20 protein-coding genes are annotated in these 18,029 nt (G+C 69.9%); 7 read left to right on the top strand and 13 right to left on the bottom strand.

The features are described 5' to 3' along the window. The first annotated feature begins 38 nt into the window (after window positions 1–38). Entirely contained in the window at window positions 39–1,601 is a 1,563-nt protein-coding gene (gene murJ / locus ACFYY8_RS14410; RefSeq protein WP_390040739.1) for a murein biosynthesis integral membrane protein MurJ, read from the top strand. Here murJ and ACFYY8_RS14405 read toward each other — a convergent pair. The 3 genes from ACFYY8_RS14405 to ACFYY8_RS14395 form a co-directional block, all read right to left on the bottom strand. Beyond that, window positions 1,590–2,204, bottom strand: coding sequence for a hypothetical protein (locus ACFYY8_RS14405; protein ID WP_390040737.1), 615 nt, complete (start codon window positions 2,202–2,204; stop codon window positions 1,590–1,592). The genes murJ and ACFYY8_RS14405 overlap by 12 nt on opposite strands. Then, window positions 2,188–3,465 (bottom strand): aminotransferase class I/II-fold pyridoxal phosphate-dependent enzyme, encoded by a 1,278-nt coding sequence (locus tag ACFYY8_RS14400; RefSeq protein WP_390040735.1) that lies wholly within the window; start codon window positions 3,463–3,465, stop codon window positions 2,188–2,190. Before ACFYY8_RS14400 ends, ACFYY8_RS14405 begins: the two co-directional genes overlap by 17 nt. Window positions 3,466–3,582: 117 nt before the next feature. Continuing rightward, on the bottom strand, window positions 3,583–4,596 hold the full coding sequence (locus ACFYY8_RS14395) for an aldo/keto reductase (protein ID WP_390040733.1): 1,014 nt from the start codon (window positions 4,594–4,596) through the stop codon (window positions 3,583–3,585). A gap of 119 nt (window positions 4,597–4,715) precedes the next feature. Between ACFYY8_RS14395 and ACFYY8_RS14390 the strand changes: the two genes are divergently transcribed. Next, entirely contained in the window at window positions 4,716–5,258 is a 543-nt protein-coding gene (locus ACFYY8_RS14390; RefSeq protein ID WP_390040731.1) for a TetR/AcrR family transcriptional regulator, read from the top strand. Window positions 5,259–5,277: 19 nt separating this feature from the next. Here ACFYY8_RS14390 and ACFYY8_RS14385 read toward each other — a convergent pair whose 3' ends face one another. The 6 genes from ACFYY8_RS14385 to ACFYY8_RS14360 form a co-directional block, all read right to left on the bottom strand. Beyond that, window positions 5,278–5,502, bottom strand: coding sequence for a BldC family transcriptional regulator (locus ACFYY8_RS14385; protein ID WP_390040729.1), 225 nt, complete (start codon window positions 5,500–5,502; stop codon window positions 5,278–5,280). A gap of 13 nt (window positions 5,503–5,515) precedes the next feature. Next, window positions 5,516–5,749 (bottom strand): hypothetical protein, encoded by a 234-nt coding sequence (locus ACFYY8_RS14380; RefSeq protein WP_390040727.1) that lies wholly within the window; start codon window positions 5,747–5,749, stop codon window positions 5,516–5,518. A 283-nt stretch (window positions 5,750–6,032) separates the two neighbouring features. Beyond that, complete coding sequence (locus tag ACFYY8_RS14375) at window positions 6,033–6,350, bottom strand: hypothetical protein (protein ID WP_390040725.1); 318 nt, start codon at window positions 6,348–6,350, stop codon at window positions 6,033–6,035. A gap of 53 nt (window positions 6,351–6,403) precedes the next feature. Beyond that, window positions 6,404–6,748 carry a hypothetical protein gene (locus tag ACFYY8_RS14370; RefSeq protein WP_390040724.1) on the bottom strand — a complete coding sequence of 115 codons (345 nt, stop codon included), beginning with the start codon at window positions 6,746–6,748 and terminating at the stop codon, window positions 6,404–6,406. Continuing rightward, window positions 6,745–6,972: a hypothetical protein gene (locus ACFYY8_RS14365; protein ID WP_390040722.1), complete on the bottom strand. Its 228-nt coding sequence runs from the start codon at window positions 6,970–6,972 to the stop codon at window positions 6,745–6,747. Before ACFYY8_RS14365 ends, ACFYY8_RS14370 begins: the two co-directional genes overlap by 4 nt. Window positions 6,973–7,550: 578 nt before the next feature. Continuing rightward, the gene (locus ACFYY8_RS14360) at window positions 7,551–8,747 is read right to left on the bottom strand and encodes a helix-turn-helix domain-containing protein (protein WP_390040720.1); all 1,197 of its coding nucleotides are present in this window, start codon (window positions 8,745–8,747) and stop codon (window positions 7,551–7,553) included. Between the two features lie 108 nt (window positions 8,748–8,855). Here ACFYY8_RS14360 and ACFYY8_RS14355 point away from each other — a divergent pair, with 108 nt between their 5' ends. Continuing rightward, a complete protein-coding gene (locus ACFYY8_RS14355) occupies window positions 8,856–9,572 on the top strand; it encodes an HAD family hydrolase (protein ID WP_390040718.1) in 717 nt (238 codons plus the stop codon). Window positions 9,573–9,813: 241 nt separating this feature from the next. On the opposite strand, the gene ACFYY8_RS14350 is transcribed toward ACFYY8_RS14355, so the two are convergent. Both ACFYY8_RS14350 and ACFYY8_RS14345 read right to left on the bottom strand, forming a co-directional pair. Further along, a complete protein-coding gene (locus tag ACFYY8_RS14350) occupies window positions 9,814–10,782 on the bottom strand; it encodes a magnesium transporter CorA family protein (RefSeq protein ID WP_390040715.1) in 969 nt (322 codons plus the stop codon). Window positions 10,783–10,802: 20 nt separating this feature from the next. Next, entirely contained in the window at window positions 10,803–11,858 is a 1,056-nt protein-coding gene (locus ACFYY8_RS14345) for an FAD-dependent oxidoreductase (protein ID WP_390040713.1), read from the bottom strand. 237 nt (window positions 11,859–12,095) lie between these two features. Here ACFYY8_RS14345 and ACFYY8_RS14340 point away from each other — a divergent pair, with 237 nt between their 5' ends. Further along, complete coding sequence (locus tag ACFYY8_RS14340) at window positions 12,096–12,527, top strand: hypothetical protein (RefSeq protein ID WP_390040711.1); 432 nt, start codon at window positions 12,096–12,098, stop codon at window positions 12,525–12,527. A gap of 104 nt (window positions 12,528–12,631) precedes the next feature. On the opposite strand, the gene ACFYY8_RS14335 is transcribed toward ACFYY8_RS14340, so the two are convergent. Beyond that, window positions 12,632–13,828, bottom strand: coding sequence for a benzoate/H(+) symporter BenE family transporter (locus ACFYY8_RS14335; RefSeq protein ID WP_390040710.1), 1,197 nt, complete (start codon window positions 13,826–13,828; stop codon window positions 12,632–12,634). Window positions 13,829–13,954: 126 nt separating this feature from the next. On the opposite strand from ACFYY8_RS14335, the gene ACFYY8_RS14330 reads away from it, so the two are divergent. Further along, window positions 13,955–14,539: an XRE family transcriptional regulator gene (locus ACFYY8_RS14330; protein ID WP_362912352.1), complete on the top strand. Its 585-nt coding sequence runs from the start codon at window positions 13,955–13,957 to the stop codon at window positions 14,537–14,539. Window positions 14,540–14,709: 170 nt separating this feature from the next. Then, window positions 14,710–15,954, top strand: coding sequence for an MFS transporter (locus ACFYY8_RS14325; RefSeq protein WP_390040708.1), 1,245 nt, complete (start codon window positions 14,710–14,712; stop codon window positions 15,952–15,954). On the opposite strand, the gene ACFYY8_RS14320 is transcribed toward ACFYY8_RS14325, so the two are convergent. Continuing rightward, a complete protein-coding gene (locus ACFYY8_RS14320; protein WP_390040706.1) occupies window positions 15,935–16,684 on the bottom strand; it encodes an MBL fold metallo-hydrolase in 750 nt (249 codons plus the stop codon). The two genes, ACFYY8_RS14325 and ACFYY8_RS14320, sit on opposite strands and share 20 nt — an antisense overlap. A 192-nt stretch (window positions 16,685–16,876) precedes the next feature. Here ACFYY8_RS14320 and rho point away from each other — a divergent pair, with 192 nt between their 5' ends. Further along, entirely contained in the window at window positions 16,877–18,028 is a 1,152-nt protein-coding gene (gene rho / locus ACFYY8_RS14315) for a transcription termination factor Rho (protein WP_390040704.1), read from the top strand. The last annotated feature ends 1 nt before the right edge of the window (window position 18,029 follow it).

Raw genomic sequence — 18,029 nt, 5'->3', positions numbered from 1 at the left:
CCGCCCCGACAAATATGTCATCTTCGAATATGGCGTTCATGGACGAAGGACTCGCGCGTGCGGGGCGGGCCATGGCCGTGGGGACGTTCGTCTCCAGGGTCACCGGTTTCCTGCGCACATTGGCACTGGTCGCCGCGCTCGGGCTTGGGAAGGACCTGTTCGACACCTACACGATCGCCAACACGCTGCCCAACTCGATCTACGACCTGGTGCTCGGCGGGGCGCTGACCAGCGTCCTGGTCCCCCTGCTCGTCCGGTATCCCGACGAGCTCTACGCGCAGCGGCTGCTGTCGCTGGTGGCCTACGGCCTGGGCGCGACCGTGGTGGCCACCACCCTGTTCGCCCCGCAGATCGTGGACCTGTGCGCCGGCGACCTCGGCGCGGACCAGCGGCGGGTGGCGATCGTGCTGACCCGTTTCTTCCTGCCGCAGGTCCTGTTCTATGGCGTGGGGACGACCCTGGCCGCCGTCCTGAGCGCCCGGGGCCGCCAGGCCGTACCGATGTGGGCGCCGGTGGCCAACAACCTCGTGGTCGTCGCGACCACCGCCGCCTACCTGGCGATCGGCGGCACCGGCAGCCTTGAGAGGCTGACCGTCGCCCAGACCTGGCTGCTGGGTGTGGGCACCACGGCGGGCGTCGCCGTGCAGGCGCTCGTGCTCTGCCTGGCCACGCGCGGCACCGGGTTCCGGATACGGCTGCGCGCCGACCCGCGAGGGGTCGGTGTCCGGCGGATCGCGGCCATGGCGGGCTGGACCCTCCTGTCCGTGGCCGCCGCGCAGGTGGCGATCGTCGTGGTCAACCGGCTCGCCCTGGCCTCTGGGGACGGGGCCCTCGGTGCCTACGCCAACGCCTACACGCTGTTCCAGCTGCCCTACGCGGTCGTCACCGTGTCCATCGTCACCGGAGTGCTCCCGGGGCTGAGCCGGGCCGCGGCGCGGCGGGACCTGTCGCTGGTGACGGCCGAGTTGTCCCGGTGTCTGCGGCTGTCCGGCGTGGTGCTCCTGCCGGTGGCCGCCTTCCTGGTCGTGCTCGGCCCGTACCTGGCCACCGCCCTGTTCGCGCACGGCAACGCCACCCCTTCGGCCGCCGCGCTCACCGGGTCGGTTCTGGCCGCCTACGGTCTGGCCCTGGTGCCGTTCTGCGGCTATCAGGTTCTGCTGCGCGGTTTCTACGCCATGCAGGACACCCGCACCCCGGCCATGATCGGACTGCTCGTCACGGCGACCACGGTCGGCGGCGCGGTGGTCTCGGCGTGGCTGGTGCCCGGCCCACGGATGGTCGTCGGGGTCGCGGTCGGGTACGCGCTGGCCAACTGCGCCGGGTTCCTCGTGGCGGCGGCCGTACTGCGGGGCAGGCTCGGCAGGGTCGACGGTCACCGCCTGCTGCGCGCGCACGGCCGGATGCTCCCCGCCGCGCTCGTCGCGGGCGGGGTCGCGGCCGTCGTGGCGCGCCTGACCGGGCAGGTCACCGGCCCTGGGTGGGCGGGTTCGCTCGCCGTGGTGTTCGCGGCGGGCGCGTGCGGGGTCCTGCTGTACGGCCTGGCAGCGTGGGCGCTGCGCGTCTCCGAACTCCGAACCCTGATCAGCGCCCTACGCGCCTGAGGAACCGCCTGTCGGCACGCGCTTGAGGACGGCCAGCGCCTTCGAGGCGGCGTCGCGCACCTCCGGTTCCTCGTCGGCCAGGCACGCGGTCACCGCCTCGGCCAGGTACGGCACCGCGGCCCTGAGGTCGAGGACGACCTGGGCCATGATCACCTCAATGGCCTCCTCGTCCCAGACGTCCTCGCTCTCCTCCGCGTCCTCGCTGAGCAGCGTCTCCAGGGTCGCGGCGATCTCCGCCTCCCGTCCCCGGGGGTCGGCCGCGGCCCTGATCTCCTCCTGCGGAACCTCGGGCTGAGCGGCCTCGCCGACCTCCCCGAGGAAGTCCAGCAGTACGGCCCGCAGCGGCACCGCGGCCACCCGGCGCCGGGCCGTACGGGGATCGGACAGCAACCCGGCGACGACCAGCGCCGCGGGCGGGGTGGCCGACCAGGGCGTTCCCTGGTGGATCACCGCCGCCCACAGGTGGTCGACGGCCTTGATCCGCGCCCGCTCGTCGTCGCCGGCCAGCGCTTCGAGGTGGGCGGGGACGTCTGCGGCGACGCCGTAGGCGTGGAACAACCGCGACCAGTCAGGCTCGCCCAAGCCGTTACCGGGCCTGCTCAAGCAGCTTCTCCGTGCCGACCAGGCGGACGCAGACGGCCAGGCCGCTGATCGCCAGCTCGACCTCGGGCAGCTCGGGGTAGGTGGGCGCGATGCGGATGGTGCTGTCGGCGGGGTCGTCGCCGTAGGGGTGGGTCGCACCGGCCGGGGTCAGCGCGATACCCGCCTCCGCCGCACGACTGACCACCTGGCGGGCGCACCCCGGCAGCACGTCGAGGCTGATGAAGTAGCCGCCGAGGGGCTTGGACCACGTGGCCAGGCCGGTTCCGCCGAGCTCCTTGCCGAGGATCAGGTCGACCGTGTCGAACTTCGGCCGGATCAGCTCCCGGTGGCGGCGCATGTGGTCGAGAACGCCCGCCTCGTCCTTGAGGAACTCCACGTGCCGCAGGTGGTTGATCTTGTCGGGACCGATGGTGCGCTTGCCGGTGTGGCCGAGCAGCCAGGACACGTTCGCCGGGGAGGAGCCGAAGAACGCGACGCCGCCCCCGGCGAAGGTGATCTTCGAGGTGGAGCCGAAGACGAAAGCGCGGTCGGGGTTACCGTGCTCCGCGCACAGCGCCAGGATGTCGGCGATCTCGACCTGGGTGTCCGTCAGGTGGTGTACGGCGTAGGCGTTGTCCCAATAAATCCGGAAATCGGAGGCGGCCGTCTGCATGGCGGCCAGGCGCCGTACGGTCTCGTCGGCGTAGGAGACGCCGTTGGGGTTGCTGTACTTGGGCACGCACCAGATGCCCTTGATCTGGGCGTCCTGCCGCACGAGGTCCTCGACGACGTCCATGTCGGGACCCTGGTCGTTCATCGGCACCGGGATCAGCTCGATGCCGAAGCGCTGGGCCAGCGCGAAGTGACGGTCGTATCCGGGAACCGGGCACAGGAAGGCGACCCTCGGCTCGTCCACCCAGCGGCGTTCGCCACCGGGCACGCCGCTGAGCAGCGCGTGGACGAGGGTGTCGTGCATCAGGGACAGGCTGGAGTTGTTCGCCGCGACGAGCTGGGCGGCGGGCACCTGGAGCAGGCCGCTGAAGATCGCCCGAAGCTCGGCCAGACCCTGCCCGCCGCCGTAGTTACGGCAGTCGGTCCCGTCGGCGGCGGTGTGGCCGCTGGGCAGCGTCAGCATGGCGGAGGCCAGGTCCAGCTGGCCGGCCGAAGGCTTGCCCCGGGTGAGGTCAAGCGAGAGACCGCGCTGGACGAGCGCGTCGTAGTCACGCCGGGCGCGGTCACGCTGAGCGGTCAGCTCGTCGAGGTTCAGAGCCGAAAAGGTCACGGGATTTCCTTCGCCTGCTGGTCAGAATGGCCTTCGCAGAATAGAACAGCCGGAAAGCGGGTTATCTGCCGGGTACGGCATGGCATACCCGGAAATATCAGCTTTTCCGACACTCGATCAGAAGGACGCCCCGGTCACAGGACGGTGCGCGGGCCGGGAGACCTCCTCAAGGCGGTCGGCCGACTCGGCGGGAAGGTCGAGGGCGAATCCGGCCGCGTTCCGTTCGTACTGCCCCAGGTCACGGGGCCCGATGACGACCGAGGTTACGCCCGGCCTGGCGGCGACCCAGGCGATGGCCACCTCGACCGGGGTGACGCCCAGTTCTGCGGCGACCTTGGCCACCTCGTCCGCGATGCCGTGGCTGCGCTCGCTGAGCATCTCCCCCGCCCAGCGGTCGGCCGCGGGGCTGGACATCGCCAGCAGGGAACTCATCCTGCTGTCGGCACCGGGGGCGACGCCCCTGCGGTAGCGGCCCGCCAGGACCCCGCCGCCGAGCGGGGCGTAGGTGACGACGCCCAGACCGTGGCGTTCGCACGCGGGCAGGATCTCCGCCTCGATCAGCCTGGCCAGCAGGGAGTACTGCGGCTGGAGGCTGACCATTCTCGTTCCCCCGACGCGTTCGGCGGCCCACTGCGCCTCCACGATCTGCGGCGCGGTGAAGTTGGAACAGCCCAGGTAGCGGACCTTTCCCGAACGAACGAATCCGTCGAGGGTCGCCATCGTCTCCTCGATGGGAGTCTGGGGGTCCCACTGGTGACACTGGTAGAGGTCGACGTAATCGGTGCCGAGACGCCGCAGGCTCGCCTCAAGCGCCCTGGTCAGGTGCGCCCTGGACAGCCCCCGGTCGTTGGGGCCCGGCCCCTGGGGGCCGAAGGCCTTGGTCGCGACGACCACCGAGTCGCGGCGTCCGCGCAGCACCTTGCCGACGATCCGTTCCGACTCACCCCCGTGGTAGATGTCGGCGGTGTCGATGAAGTTGTTCCCCGCGTCGAGGAAGGCGTCGATGACGCGGATCGCCTCCGCCTCCTCGCAGCCGCCCACACCGGGACCGGTGCCGAAGTTCATGGTGCCGAGGCAGGCGCGGGAGACCTTCAGGCCGGAGCCGCCGAGCCGTACGTGATTCATGGACATCCCCCGATAGAATCGGAACAAGCGTTCCGCTTGGAATGCGCGAAACGATACGGAACGCTTGTTCCGGTTGTCAACGGCCGTGGGGCGCGCTGTTCCCGCGCGAAGGACGGAGGACGAGGATGCGCACGGACGCGCAGCGCAATCTGGCGCGTGTGCTGAGCGCGGCGGAGGAGGTCCTGACCCGCGACGGCCTCTCCGCCCCCATGCGGGCGATCGCCGCGCGCGCCGGGGTCGGCGTGGGCACGATCTACCGGCAGTTCCCCACCAAGGAGGCCCTCTACCAGGCGATCGTCGTCGACCGTCAACGCAGGCTCGCCGAGGAGGCGCGGGCGTTGGCGGAGGCAGCCGAACCCGGCGCCGCGTTCTTCGCCTTCTTCGCCCGCGTCGTGGAGGACGCCACCCCGAAGAAGATCTTCGCCGAAGCCCTGACCGAAGCCGGGATAGACGTCAAGGCCGCGACTGCGGGAGCCCACGACATCCGCGGCGCCGTCGAAACCCTGCTGGTCCGCGCCCAGCAGGCGGGCGAGGTGCGCCGGGAGGTGGAGATGCCGGAGATCCTGGCCCTCCTGACCGCCGCCTGCCTGGCCGCCCAACACCAGAACTGGGACGAGTCCCTACGAACCAGAGCACTCGACGTCGTCTTCCACGGCCTGCGCCCCTGAATCAAGCCCTTGGCGTCGATCAGCGGGAAGGGTTCAGAAGGGCGTCGATGTCACTCTCCCGATAACGCCGCTGCCCGCTGGGGGTGCGTACCGAGGGAATGCGCCCGGTCAGCGCCCACCGGTTGACGGTCTTGGGGTCCACACCGAAGACCCGGGCGACCTCACCGGGCGTGAGCAGCCGTTCGGTCGTACCGGGCCCGGTGGCGAAGGTGCCGTCCGGGGCGACGGCCTTGAGGGGGGACATGTGGGGAACTCCTTCAGTGGCGGAGGGTGTGCAGGATCTGGTCGTGCCGGGCGAGCGCTCCGGCGAGGCGGCGCAGTGTCGTACGGCCGAGCACGTCCCGGGCCCCGGCTTCGCGCTGGTCGAGGCGCAACGGCCGGTACCGGATGGCCCACCATCTGGGCAGGCCGGGCAGGTGGAGGTGTTCGTACCGCCAGCCGGGGTGGGTGCTGACGAGCAGGTCGATCAACCGTCGTTCGTCGTCGGTCATGGTCGTCCCTGGGTGCGGGAGTGGTTGGGGGCGGCCCTTTTCAGGGGGCGGGTGCCCGGCCCCGAGCCGGGGAGCACGACGGCCGGGCACCCTGGAGGAGGACCGGCCTTCCGCAGCGGAGACCGGTGCGCCAGACGGCTCCCTCTTCCCCAGCACACTCGGCGTGTGCGGGAACCGTCTCGCGACGGGTGTGCGACCCAGACCCCTCCCGCCTGAGCCGCACGTCCACGAGGTACGGCGAGCGACGGGTGGGATGACGTTCCACCGCCCGCCGTACCGGCTTTCAGGAACGCAGCAACCTGCGCAACGCCGTAGCCCGACCCGGCGCAACGGCCTGACCAGGACATACGGCCTGAACGGTCCGGGAGACCCGGGCGGCCCGAATCTGGATGGCACGGGCGACGGCAACAGCCTGAATGCTCGGCGGCACCACCGGAGGCACCTGGGCGCTCAACTTACGGTCCAGCTCCTCCGCCGACTCCGCCCGCACCAACAACACCTCCCCGGCGTACGGCCTGCCGAACAGAACACTCCGGTAGGCGCTCCACAACCCGGTCATCGAGCTGTGGAACACCAACCAGCCCGGGTGGGCCGCCTGCACGGAGTCACAGGTTCGATCGGAAAACCCAGAACCTTGACGAGGAACCCAGGCCGTCATGCCGCCCTCCCACCCGGCGAACGCCATCCACCGGCCCCCGCCGCCTCAGAGGACAGCCGCCCCCGCCGAGCCAACGAAGGCGGCACAAGCCGAATCGCCCGGATCATCTCCGCCTCCCTCATCCGCTCCTTCAGCCCGTCGGCCGTGCCGTCCTCGACGATCACCGGACGCGGCCCGTCCCAGACGGCCATCGCGTAGAAGCAGCGCCGCCCCAGGCTGTAGAGCACCGTCCACTCCGCCCACGCCCGATCGATCCGCTCGGCCTCGGCGCGGGCCGGACCGTCCCATACCCGCCGATAGACCGGCGCGTACGGCAGGCCATCCCGATGCCTCCCAGTCACGGGGACACCCCCGCAACGGCGTCGCGAGCCTTCTCCTCCTGCTCGGTGACGGCGGCCTGGACCTCCTCAAAGGTGTCGGCATCTACGGTCGGCTCGGCCCCGGCGCGCAACGCCATGCGTGGGAACGCACGATTGCGGATCGCCCAGAACCGTCCGGCATCGCTGATGATCAACCGCCACCCCGGGATCGCCGGGGCGGTCGTCGTGGACGTGTCGTCATGCACGATTTGCACCTCCCATGTCCGATAGGGACTCGTTCCAGCGATGTCAATTCGTTGGGCGGGTCCGGCTGTGAAGAAGAATCAAGATTCGCCGTATGGCATGGGCAGCTGAATACTCGATGGAGTGGCCGCCCTGTCGCCGGCTTGAAACGGGTATCAAGGTTGCGGGTGCCGATATGGGGTCAGCGAGGTGGAGCAGAGAAGTTCATTCGGCCAGAAGCCCGTTCCGGCAAGTGCCACGTTGTGCGATCCCGATTTACCCGATGACCCATCGTTCCCCAGGCATCGGACTACTCGTCCGGAATCGGGAAACAAACGCTTCACTGGACTGGAGCCGATAATGGTTGAGAACTTCTTGGTAGGCAGTCACACCAGAGCCGTCAGGCTGAGGTGTCGTGGCACCCGTATCGCGTCCGAACCGCTCCCTGCCAGGCGGGAGGGTGAGCTGATGGCGTTACATGGCTCAGTTTCGGCTGCCTTCATGTCAGCACCCCTGTCGTCGTGTGGCCTCTCTGCGACAGTAGGCACTCCGAAGGGCCGTCACCCGAACTGTCAGTTCGGGTAACCAGCAGTTCGGGAAGTCAAAGAAGCCCCAGACGCTCGGTGAGCACGTCCACCTGCCGCCGATATGTGGGACGTACACGACGACGAAGACGAATGGCCATATCGTGGGCAAGTGGGCTTCGCGTCAGATCCTCTGGGGCCAACTGAAGCAAATCAAGAAGATGAACCAGGACTGCGGCGTCTTCACGCCGCAGGTCATAACAGCGAGCCACATCAAGCATGAAAGTGAACCGGCGCTCCAGCGACGGAAGGTGGCTCGTGTCGATCTGATCTGCGGCCTTCAGCGCCTCGACGGCCTCACCGGCCTCCATCCTGATGCTCACGCTGTGCAGCTCGACGTTGGTCGGCCCGAACACGGTCCACATGCAGTTGCCCTCGCCTACCAGCCGCGCCCGGGGAACCGCTCTGTCGTGAAGACGCTGGCGAGCGCCTCCCCACTTCTTTCGACGCGCATCGGCAACGACCATTACAAGATCCAGCGCCCCAGCCAGCGCTACGGTCTCCTCACCCCGTACGGCTTCAAGCTGCTCGATGCCCAGACATGCGATCTGCTCGGCGCCTTCGTACTCGCCATCGGCGAGCAGCACGTGCCCCAGGTTCCATTGAGCTGCCGCGATACGAATCGGATCGTCTGCGTCCTCAGCAGCGCGCAGACCTCGATCGGCCACCATGAGAGAAAGGTCAACCCGACCCGCTCGACGACAGTAGGACCGGAGCAGGAAGTAAAGGTCAGCCGCTACGCGCATGGTTTCGCGCCGGACGACCGAATCGCTACCCGCCCGGTGGACACGCAAGGCGTGCTCAGTGTCGGCGATCAGATCCGGTAGCACGGCTGCCGCATCGGTGAACCGTGTGGGGCTGGTCTGCCATGTCCTCCAGGCCGACTCCACCCGCTCCCGCAATACGGCAGATGAGATCGGCAGGGAACTTCTCACAGGCCCATACCCCATCAGGGCGCGGGTGACATCCTGAGCGACACCGTCCCCCTGCCGGGAGGCCTTTTTGGGGATATCGTCGAGGAGAGCTGACAACGGGACGCCGAGTTCGGCAGCGAGAGCATGCAGAACGGGTAGTGATGGTATTTTCAAGCCGCGCTCGATCTGTGAGAGGTATTCCTCGGTTATGCCGCACAGACCGGCGACCGCAGCTTGCTTGCGTTGCTTTTTCTCTCGCCAGTAGCGGACACGATCCCCGATGGGGAGATTCGTCGCCATCCCATCCCCCTTCTTGGCCGATGCGCTGAGCGTAGACCGGATAAGGAATGGGATGGATCGGTTCCGAACAACGATGTGACAACCTGAAACGGCTTGGGCCGTCCGGAGGTGGCGATAATAGTGTTTCGAGTTGTTTTGTGGGATATCGACCATACGCTGATCGACATGCGGGGCATCGGGCGTGAGTTGTCGGCGCAGGCGTTCGAGCGGGTGACCGGGGTGGTCATGCGACAGCAGGCGAGGATCGACGGCCTCACCGAGGCGGTGATCTTCCGGGAGACCGCCCGGCTGCACGGCCTGACGACCGGCAGGGATGATTTCGAGCGGTTCGCCGCCGCCCTGGCCGAGGCTCATCTACTGCGGCGGGTTGAGGTACGACAGCGGGGTCATGCCCTGGCGGGGGCGGCTGCCGCGCTGCAGGCCGTGGCCGACCGGGACGGGGTGGTGCAGACGGTGGTGACCGGTAACGTCCGCGAGGTCGCCCGGTTCAAGCTGCACACGTTCGGGCTTGACCGTGCCATCGCCTGGGAGGCGGGCGCGTTCGGTGAGGACGACGACGTGCGGGCCGAGCTGGTGCGGATCGCGGTGAAACGCGCCGCCGCCGTCTATGGCGGGCCGCTGGAACCGCACGAGGCTGTGGTCATCGGCGACACCCCCGCCGACGTGGAGGCCGCCGTTCAGAACGGTGTGCCGGTCATCGCGGTGGCGACAGGCCGCACCGGGATCGAGGAGCTTCGACAGGCGGGGGCGTCCTGTGTCCTACCGGACCTGAGCGACACCACACGCCTCCTGGAAGCCCTCCACGACCACGCCCACTGCCCCTGACTTCACACGGAAGCCCCCTGGGGGCCGTACAGAAGCGGGTTCACCAGGAAACCACTGGCTCACGCGAACATGCCGCAAAAGCGGTGATCTCTCCCCTGCCCCATGGCACAGTGGGCTTCCGGACACGGTCGTGAAGGTCTGAATCGTGATGGCGGGCGTCACTGAATCGAGTTCCTCATCACCCCAAAGGGATCACAACGCAAACGAAGGTGACGCCCTTCAGAACCAGTGCCCCGGTCCCCTACAGCCAGCCCTTGCGTTTGAAGGCGGTGTAGAGGACCGCCGAGGCGATGACGATGGCCAGGGTGGAGATCCAGAAGCCCGCCGTGTGGCCGAAGCCCGGGTAGGGGACGTTCTGGCCGTAGAAGCCGGTGATCATCGTGGGGACCGCGATGATCGCGGCCCAGCTGGTGATGCGCTTCATGATGTCGTTCAGCCGGAAGCCCTGCTGGTTGATGTGGGCCTCCCTGACGTTGCCGACCAGCTCGCGCAGGGAGTCCGTCCACTCGGCCGCGCGCAGGGTGTGGTCGTAGACATCCTGGTAGTAGGGCGTCAGCGCCGGGTCGACCATCTCCACGCTGCGGCGCAGGAGACTGCCGACGACCTCCCGAACCGGTACGGCCAGCCGCCGGAAACGCACCAGTTTCTTGCGCATCTCGAACGTCAGCCGCTGGATGTGCAGCCGGTCCCCCGGCACGTCGGCGAACAGGTCGTCCTCAAGCGCCTCGACCCGGTCGTCCATGGCCTGCAGCACGTCGAAGTAGCCGTCCACGACGTAGTCGAGCAGGCCGTGCAGCAGGTACGGCACGCCGTACCTGGCCATCTCGGGGTTGGCGTCCCAGCGCCTGACCACCTCGTCGATGTCGAACCCGGGGTTCTCCCGCACCGTCACCAGGGCGTTCTTGGTGACGAAGATGGACATCTCAACGAGGTCGAGACCCTCGTCGTGCAGCTTGGCGCCGTAGACCGTGATGAACAGGTGGCTGTCGTAGCTGTCCAGCTTGGGGCGCTGGTGGCTCTGCAGGGCGTCCTCGACGGCCAGGCGGTGGAGTCCGAGCTCCTCGCTGATCGTCTCCAGGTCGGCGGGCGTCGGCGAGCACAGGTCGAACCACACCACGGCGGAGGGATCTCCGACATGGTCGGAGATCTCGTCGATGGGGAAACCCTCGGCCTTCAAAGCCCCGTTGCGGTACAGGCGGGTGCGGTCCATGGCGTTTCACATTAACTCGGTCAAGCGGCCTTCGAAACGGCTTCGAGAAGTCTCCTGATGTGCCTGACGGCGGTACGGCCGGCGCGGTTGGCCCCGATGGTGCTCGCAGAGGGACCGTATCCGACCAGGTGGACACGGGGGTCGAGAGCCGCGACGGTGTCCTCGACCCGGATGCCGCCGCCGGGCTCGCGCAGGCGCAGCGGGGCCAGGTGGTTGACGACGGGCCGGAACCCGGTGGCCCACAGGATCACGTCGGCCCTGACAAGATCACCGGTGTCATCCCAGACCACCCCTTCGGGGACGATCCTGTCGAACATCGGCAGCCGGTTCAGCGTCCCGGCCGCCATCGCGGCCCGCACCTGGGGGGTCAGCGGGTAACCGGTCGCGCCGACCACGCTGCCCGGCGGCAGGCCCGCCCGGACCCGGGCGTCCACCCTGGCGACGGCGGCGCGGCCCGCCTCCTCGTCGAACGGCCCCTCGCGAAAGACCGGCGGGCGGCGGGTGACCCAGGTGGTCGTGGTGACGCGGGCGATCTCCATGAGGAGCTGCACCCCGGAGGCGCCCCCGCCGACCACCACGACGTGCCTGCCCGCGAACTCCTCGGCGTTCACGTAGTCGGCGGTGTGCAGCTGCCGTCCGGCGAAGGTCTCCTGCCCGGGGTAGCGCGGCCAGAAGGGACGTTCCCAGGTGCCGGTGGCGTTGACCAGGGCACGGGCCGACCAGTCGCCGACCGAGGTCCGCACCAGCAGCCTGCCCTCAGCGCCCTCCTCGACGGAACGCGCCTCGACCGGGCGCAGCACCGGCAGGTCGAAGGTCCGCTCGTAGCGGGCGAAGTACTCGGAAACGACCTCCGCCGAGGGACGGCCGGGGTCGGGGTCGCCCAGCGGCAGGCCGGGCAGGTCGTGCACGCGGTGCGTGGCGCCGAGGGTCAGCGAGGGCCAGCGGAACTGCCAGGCGCCGCCGGGGGCCGGTGAGCGGTCGAGCACGACGAAGTCGAGACCGGCCCTCTTCAGGAAGTAGGCGCTGGACAGCCCGGCCTGCCCCGCCCCGATGACCACGACGTCGATCTGCGTCATGCTCCCTGGCAACCACGGCCCGCTCCCGGATAATCCCCCGCTGATCCCCCGCGCGGCCGGGCGTGCGCCCGACCGCGTCGGACGCGGACGATCCAACGCGCGGCCCGATGCGCGCCCGCCCGCGTCGGGCCGCCCATCTCGGGCGATCCCCACGCCCGTGGCCGGACCCGCATAATCGGGCCGTCCCGGGGCAGTTTGGGTGACCAGCACAGCACAAGCAGCCCGAGATGAGGTCACATGTTAGTTCTTGGAGTCCTCCTGATCGTCCTCGCGGGCGCGACTGTGGTCGCGGTCTCCTGGGACGAGGCCGCCACCGCGACGGCGACCGCGACGTTCACGGTCTTCGACCGTACCCTCCAGCTCTCCCAGCTGGAGTTCTTCTTCGCCGGAGCCGCGACCGGCGCGGTCTTCCTGCTCGGCCTGGCCCTGCTGTTCGCCGGGACCCGCCGCTCCGCCGTACGGCGAAGCAGGCTGCGCGCCTCCCGTCTTGAGGCGCGTGACCGGATGAACCGCCTGGAGCGGGAGAAGCAGGAACTCGAACGCAAGCTCGCGGAGACCCCCGAGACGGTCGACCCCGAGACGACGGCCCCGCACCCCCGCGTCGAGGTCCCCCGTCAGCACTCGGCCGACCAGCTCGTCGCGGGCCGCCACACCCGCCCCTCGAAGTAAGCACCGAAGTAAGCACCGAGGTAGACGCCGAAGCAGGCACCACCGAAAGACCCGCCTTCCCGCCCGGTACGGCTCCGCGCCTGGCCGCCGGACGGGAGGGCGGGTCAGCGCAGGGCGGGCTCGGCCTTCTCCGGCTCCACCGGAGCCGTCGGAGCCTTCCGGCCGCCGTACAGGAGGGTCATCAGGCCTCCGGCGACCAGGCCCCAGAAGGCGGCGCCGATCCCGAACAGGGTCATCCCGGAGGCCGTGACCACGAAGGTGATCACGGCGGCCTGCCTGCCGTCCGGGTCGGCCAGGGCCGCGGCGAGCGCGGAGACGAGCGCGCCGACGAGGGCCAGTCCCGCGACGGCCTCGATGAGCACCGGCGGGGAGAGCAGGACCAGCGCGGTGGCCAGTCCGGAGCCGACGCCAAGGACGATCATCGAGACACCGGCCGTGACGGAGGCGATCCAGCGGCGTCCCGGGTCGGGGTCGGCGTCGGGGCTCGCGGCCAGGGCGGCGGTGATGGCGGCCAGGTTCACCGCGTGGCCGCCGAGGGGGGCGCCGACCGTGCTGGCCAGGCCGGTGCCGAGCAGGATGCCGCGCAGCGGGGGGCGGTAGCCGTACTGGGCGAGGACCGCCATGCCCGGCACGTTCTGGGAGGCCATGGTGACCAGGAACAGCGGCAGGGCGACGCTGATCATGGCCTGGGGGCTCCAGGTGGGGACGGTGAGCTCCACGACCGGGCGGATGTCCACGGCGCCGAGACCGGAGCTGGTCAGCGCGATGGCCACGACCGCGACCAACAGGGCGCAGGGGACGGCCCACCGGGCGGCGAAGCGGCTCAGCAGCGCCCAGGTGAGCACCACGGGGGCGGCCATCAGCGGTACCTCGCCGAGTGCCCTGACCGGGGCCACGCACAGGTCGAGCAGGACCCCGGCGAGCATGGCGCTCGCCATGGGGGCCGGGATGGCCGCGACCAGCCGGCCGAGTGCGGGGAAGAGCCCGGCGGCGACGATCAGCAGGCCGCAGACGACGAAGGCGCCGACGGCCGCGGGGAAGCCGCCCTCGACGGCGCCGGTGGCGACCAGCAGCGCGGCGCCGGGGGTGGACCAGGCGATGGTGATCGGCATCCGCCGCCACAGCCCGAGACAGATCGCGACCACCCCGTTGGCCAGGCACAGGGCGAGCAGTCCCGACGCCGCCTGGTTCTGGTCCGCGCCGACCGCCCGCAGCCCGGCCAGGACCACGGCGAAGGAGCTGGCGAAGCCGACGAGCGCGGTGACGATCCCGGCGAGGGCCGGTTGCAGAAGGCGTGACATCGTTCTCCGTTCTCCGCCCTGCGGCACGCGACCCCGCCCGGCGGCATGTGCGTTTCACCCGACCGCGCACGAACAAGCCCCTCTGCACGACACGCGGACGATCGTTCCGTAAACGGAACAGCGGGCATGCTGCACCATAGCCCCATGGAGTGCCACTCACAAACCCCTCGTCCAGCCCTGGAGAGCAACACTCACGACATCGGCCTGCGAATCCGCCAATTGCGTGAGGAACGCGGCATGTCACTCTCCGAGCTGGCCCGTCGTGCGGGCGTGGGGAAGGCCACCCTCTCGGGCCTGGAGAACGGCACCCGCAATCCGACCCTGGAGACGCTCTGGTCGGTGACCGCCGAGCTCGGCGTGCCACTGGCCGTGGCCCTCGGTACCGCCCCCGCCGCCCCGGGCACCACCATCAGGGGTACGGCCGTCGCCGCCGTGCTCCTTGAGGTGTTCGAGGAGAGGGAGGTGACCTACGAGCTCTACCGGATGACGGTCCCGGCGGGCGCCGCGCAGACCTCCCCGGCCCATCACCGGGGGGTGACCGAGCACATCACGGTCTTCTCCGGAACGCTCAGGGTCGTCGCCGCGGACCGCACGCTGACGGCCGGGGCGGGCGAGCACATCGGCTGGGTGTCGGACGTGCCGCACTCCTACGAGGCCGTCGGCGACCAGGACGTCCACGCGAGCCTGCTCATCCGCTACCCACGACGCTGACGCCCGTCCACGACATCGGCATCACCCACGGCCCCGTCCAGGACACAACACCGAAACCCGATCACGACCCCGCCCGCCCAAAGACGACTCGGAACACACGCACCATCCTCAGTCCCACCCCCGGGGACCCCAATGGTGCGGCAAAAAGGGCATAAACATATATTCATCCCATGACTCCACGAGCCAAGGCGGGGCTCTTCTGGGCCGTGGGCGTCCTTGCCTACGTGATCGCGGTCTTCCACCGCCAGTCCCTCGGCGTCTCCAGCATCGAGGCCGCCGCGCGGCTCGGGGTCGGCGCGGCCGGGCTCTCCGTCCTGGCGATGCTGCAGCTGCTGGTCTACGCGGCCATGCAGGTGCCCGTCGGGGTGCTGGTCGACCGGTTCGGCTCGAAGCGCATGCTGGTGACCGGCGCGATCGTGATGGGCTGCGGCGAGCTGGTCTTCGCGTTCGCCGACGGGCTCACCGGCGGCATCGCGGGCAGGGCGCTGATCGGCTGCGGCGACGCGATGACGTTCATCAGCGTGATCCGACTGGTCAACGTCCACTTCTCCGCCCGCCGCAACCCGCTGATGGTGCAGCTCACCGGCCTGATCGGGCAGGTGGGCGCGATCGCCTCCACGGTGCCGCTGATCCACTCCCTGCACGTCAACGGCTGGACCCCGACCTTCGTCGGCGCGGCCGGGCTCGGGGCGGTCTCGGCGGTGCTGCTGCTGGTCGTGCTCCGCGACTCCCGGCCCGTGCGGACGGCGGAACGGCCGAGCCTGGGCGCCGCCTGGGCCGAGCCGGGGACCCGCCTCGGCATGTGGACCCATGCGGCGACCCAGTGCTCGGCCGCCGCGTTCCTGTTGCTGTGGGGGTATCCGTTCCTGGTACAGGGGCAGGGCCTGTCCCCCGCGACGGCGGGTGTGCTGCTGTCCACGCTGACGTTGTGCGGCATGGTCTGCGGGCCGCTGATGGGCTACCTCGCGGGCCGTTTTCCCTTCCACCGCTCACGGATGGTGTTCGTCGTGGTCGGCAGCACGGCCGCGGCGTGGACCGCCGTACTGGCCTGGCCCGGACGGGCCCCGCTGTGGCTGCTGGTGGTGCTCGTCGTCGTGCTGGCGTCCAACGGGCCGGGGTCGATGATCGGCTTCGACTACGCCAGGACCTTCAACCCGGCCGCCAGGATCGGCGCGGCGACCGGCATCGTCAACGGCGGCGGATTCGTGGCGTCGATGTCGCTGATCGCCCTGGTCGGGATCGTCCTCGACCTGACAGGGCAGACGACCCTGGAGTCCTTCCGCTGGGCCCTGGCCGTCCAGTATCCGATCTGGGCGCTGGGCGCCCTCCAGGTCCTGCGTTACCGGCGCAAGACCCGGAGGCTGCTGGCGGCCGTACGGACGGCCGAACCCGAGGTCACCCCCCAAGCCGGGTGAACGGCTCGGCGAAGTGGGCGGTGGCGATCATGCCCCGCTCGGCCTCGACCTGTTCGAGCAGCTTCGTACGGGTGACCACGGCGAGGCCGGGATCGTCGTCGTACAGGTAGGGGATCGACGGATCGGCCAGCTGTACCGGGTGCAGCACCACATCACCGGTCAGCACCAGGTCTCCCACCTGGACGACCTGGTGGCCGGGCGTGTGGCCCGGGGTGTGGAAGACCCTGATGCCGGGAAACACCTCGGCCCGGCCCTCGGCGACCTGGACCCGCTCGCCCAGCGGCCTGACGAACCGGTCGAGGGCCGTCTCCTCCGCCGTCTCGATCTCGGCCCGCTGGAGCAGGTGCCTGGCGTTGGGGAAGGCGGGCAGCCCGCCGATCACGGTGCCGCTCGCGTGGTCGCTGTGCAGGTGGGTGACGACCACCGCGTCGACCTCCTCGGCGGGGACGCCGACCCGCGCGAGCTCCGCGCCGAGCGACCCGGGAACCGGCGCCCAGCTCGCGGCGGGCGAGTCCTCCGGCCCGACCCCGGTGTCCACCAGCACCGTACGGCCCGCCGCGTCACGCAGCAGGTAGCAGTGGAAGTGCAGCACCCACTCGTCGGTCTCCCGATGCCCGCCTCCGGGAAACAGCTCCGTCAGCGGACGCCGGATCGTTCCGCCCATCGGGCCCACGGCGTCGCAGAGCGGGAACACCTCGACTCCGGCGACTGTTATCGGCTGATGTGGCATCGGTTCTCCTGTTCATCCACAGCTTGACGGTGCTACGGTAAATGTGGGTGTGACGCACCGCTGGCCGTGCCGCGTGCGATGATCCGCCCATTCTCCCTCACCGCCCCTTTCTTCGGCGTGCGGTGGTTTTCCCCCTTTTTCCTCTCCCCGTGCTGAGACCCGTCCGAGGTCTCCCGGACGAAAGGTCCCCTCATGACGTCCCAGACACCTGTGAAACCCCCCAGGCCCCGCGACGGCACTCCCGTCGAGACCGTGGCCGGGCTGCTCGACGTCCGCGACAAGACCGGATACCTCAGAACCGGCGGCTACCTACCCCGCCCCGGCGACGTCCGTGTCCCCCACGCCCAGATCAGGAGGTACGGCCTGCGGCCCGGCGACCACGTCGTGGCGCTGGCGCGCGGGCCGTACGACAAGCTTGAGGAGGTTCGCACCGTCAACGGCGGCACCTCCTGGCGGGAGCGGCCCGACTTCGCGGACATGACGCCGATCCACCCCCGCGACCGGCTCCATCTGGAGACCGAGTCGGTGACCACCAGGGTCGTCGACCTGTTCGCGCCGATCGGCAAGGGCCAGCGCGGCCTCATCGTCGCGCCGCCGAAGGCGGGCAAGACGATGGTCATGCGTGACCTGGCCACCGCGATCACCCGCAACCACCCCGAATGCCACCTCATGATGGTCCTCGTCGGCGAACGCCCCGAGGAGGTCACCGAGATGCGCGAGTCCGTCGGCGACCTCGGGGGCATCGGGGGCATCAAGGGCGAGGTCGCCGCCTCGACGTTCGACCGCGCCGACCGCGACCACGTCGCCGTGGCCGAACTCGCCGTCGAGCGCGCCAAGCGCCTCGCCGAGGCGGGACACGACGTCGTCATGCTGCTCGACTCCCTGACCCGCCTCGCCAGGGCCTACAACAACCTCGCCCCCGGCGGGGGACGCACCCTCGCCGGCGGGCTCGACGCCGCGGCCCTGCTGCCCCCGCGCCGCTTCTTCGGCGCGGCCCGCGCCCTCCGGGGCGGCGGCTCGCTGACGATCCTGGCCACCGCCCTGGTCGAGACCGGGTCCCGGATGGACGACAGCCTCTTCGAGGAGTTCAAGGGGACCGGCAACATGGAGCTTCGTCTCAGCCGTGCCCTCGCCGACAAGCGCCTCTACCCCGCGGTCGATCTCGACGCCTCCGGCACCCGCCGTGAGGAGATCCTCCTCGACCCCGCGGAACTGGACCTCACCTGGCGGCTGCGTCGTACGTTGGGGGGCCTCGACCGGCAGCAGGCGCTCGAACTCCTCACCGACCGCCTCAGGGAGACCCCCTCGAACGCCGCCTTCCTCAAGCGGGTCCGGGCGGCCTGAT

The sequence above is a fragment of the Streptosporangium sp. NPDC001559 genome (assembly GCF_042893955.1).
Taxonomy (GTDB): domain Bacteria; phylum Actinomycetota; class Actinomycetes; order Streptosporangiales; family Streptosporangiaceae; genus Streptosporangium.
Note: the sequence above shows the minus strand (reverse complement) of the source record. Positions and strands in the feature narration are given on the sequence as shown.

What these genes read in the sequence shown, in the direction of transcription:
- ACFYY8_RS14350 (WP_390040715.1), bottom strand. Translation starts at nt 10,782, where the DNA reads ATGGACCGCACCCGCCTGTACCGCAACGGGGCTTTGAAGGCCGAGGGT.
- ACFYY8_RS14330 (WP_362912352.1), top strand. Translation starts at nt 13,955, where the DNA reads ATGCTGCACCATAGCCCCATGGAGTGCCACTCACAAACCCCTCGTCCA.
- ACFYY8_RS14385 (WP_390040729.1), bottom strand. Translation starts at nt 5,502, where the DNA reads ATGTCCCCCCTCAAGGCCGTCGCCCCGGACGGCACCTTCGCCACCGGG.
- rho (WP_390040704.1), top strand. Translation starts at nt 16,877, where the DNA reads ATGACGTCCCAGACACCTGTGAAACCCCCCAGGCCCCGCGACGGCACT.
- ACFYY8_RS14345 (WP_390040713.1), bottom strand. Translation starts at nt 11,858, where the DNA reads ATGACGCAGATCGACGTCGTGGTCATCGGGGCGGGGCAGGCCGGGCTG.
- ACFYY8_RS14340 (WP_390040711.1), top strand. Translation starts at nt 12,096, where the DNA reads ATGTTAGTTCTTGGAGTCCTCCTGATCGTCCTCGCGGGCGCGACTGTG.
- ACFYY8_RS14390 (WP_390040731.1), top strand. Translation starts at nt 4,716, where the DNA reads ATGCGCACGGACGCGCAGCGCAATCTGGCGCGTGTGCTGAGCGCGGCG.
- ACFYY8_RS14320 (WP_390040706.1), bottom strand. Translation starts at nt 16,684, where the DNA reads ATGCCACATCAGCCGATAACAGTCGCCGGAGTCGAGGTGTTCCCGCTC.
- murJ (WP_390040739.1), top strand. Translation starts at nt 39, where the DNA reads ATGGACGAAGGACTCGCGCGTGCGGGGCGGGCCATGGCCGTGGGGACG.
- ACFYY8_RS14335 (WP_390040710.1), bottom strand. Translation starts at nt 13,828, where the DNA reads ATGTCACGCCTTCTGCAACCGGCCCTCGCCGGGATCGTCACCGCGCTC.
- ACFYY8_RS14325 (WP_390040708.1), top strand. Translation starts at nt 14,710, where the DNA reads ATGACTCCACGAGCCAAGGCGGGGCTCTTCTGGGCCGTGGGCGTCCTT.
- ACFYY8_RS14360 (WP_390040720.1), bottom strand. Translation starts at nt 8,747, where the DNA reads ATGGCGACGAATCTCCCCATCGGGGATCGTGTCCGCTACTGGCGAGAG.
- ACFYY8_RS14380 (WP_390040727.1), bottom strand. Translation starts at nt 5,749, where the DNA reads ATGACCGACGACGAACGACGGTTGATCGACCTGCTCGTCAGCACCCAC.
- ACFYY8_RS14395 (WP_390040733.1), bottom strand. Translation starts at nt 4,596, where the DNA reads ATGTCCATGAATCACGTACGGCTCGGCGGCTCCGGCCTGAAGGTCTCC.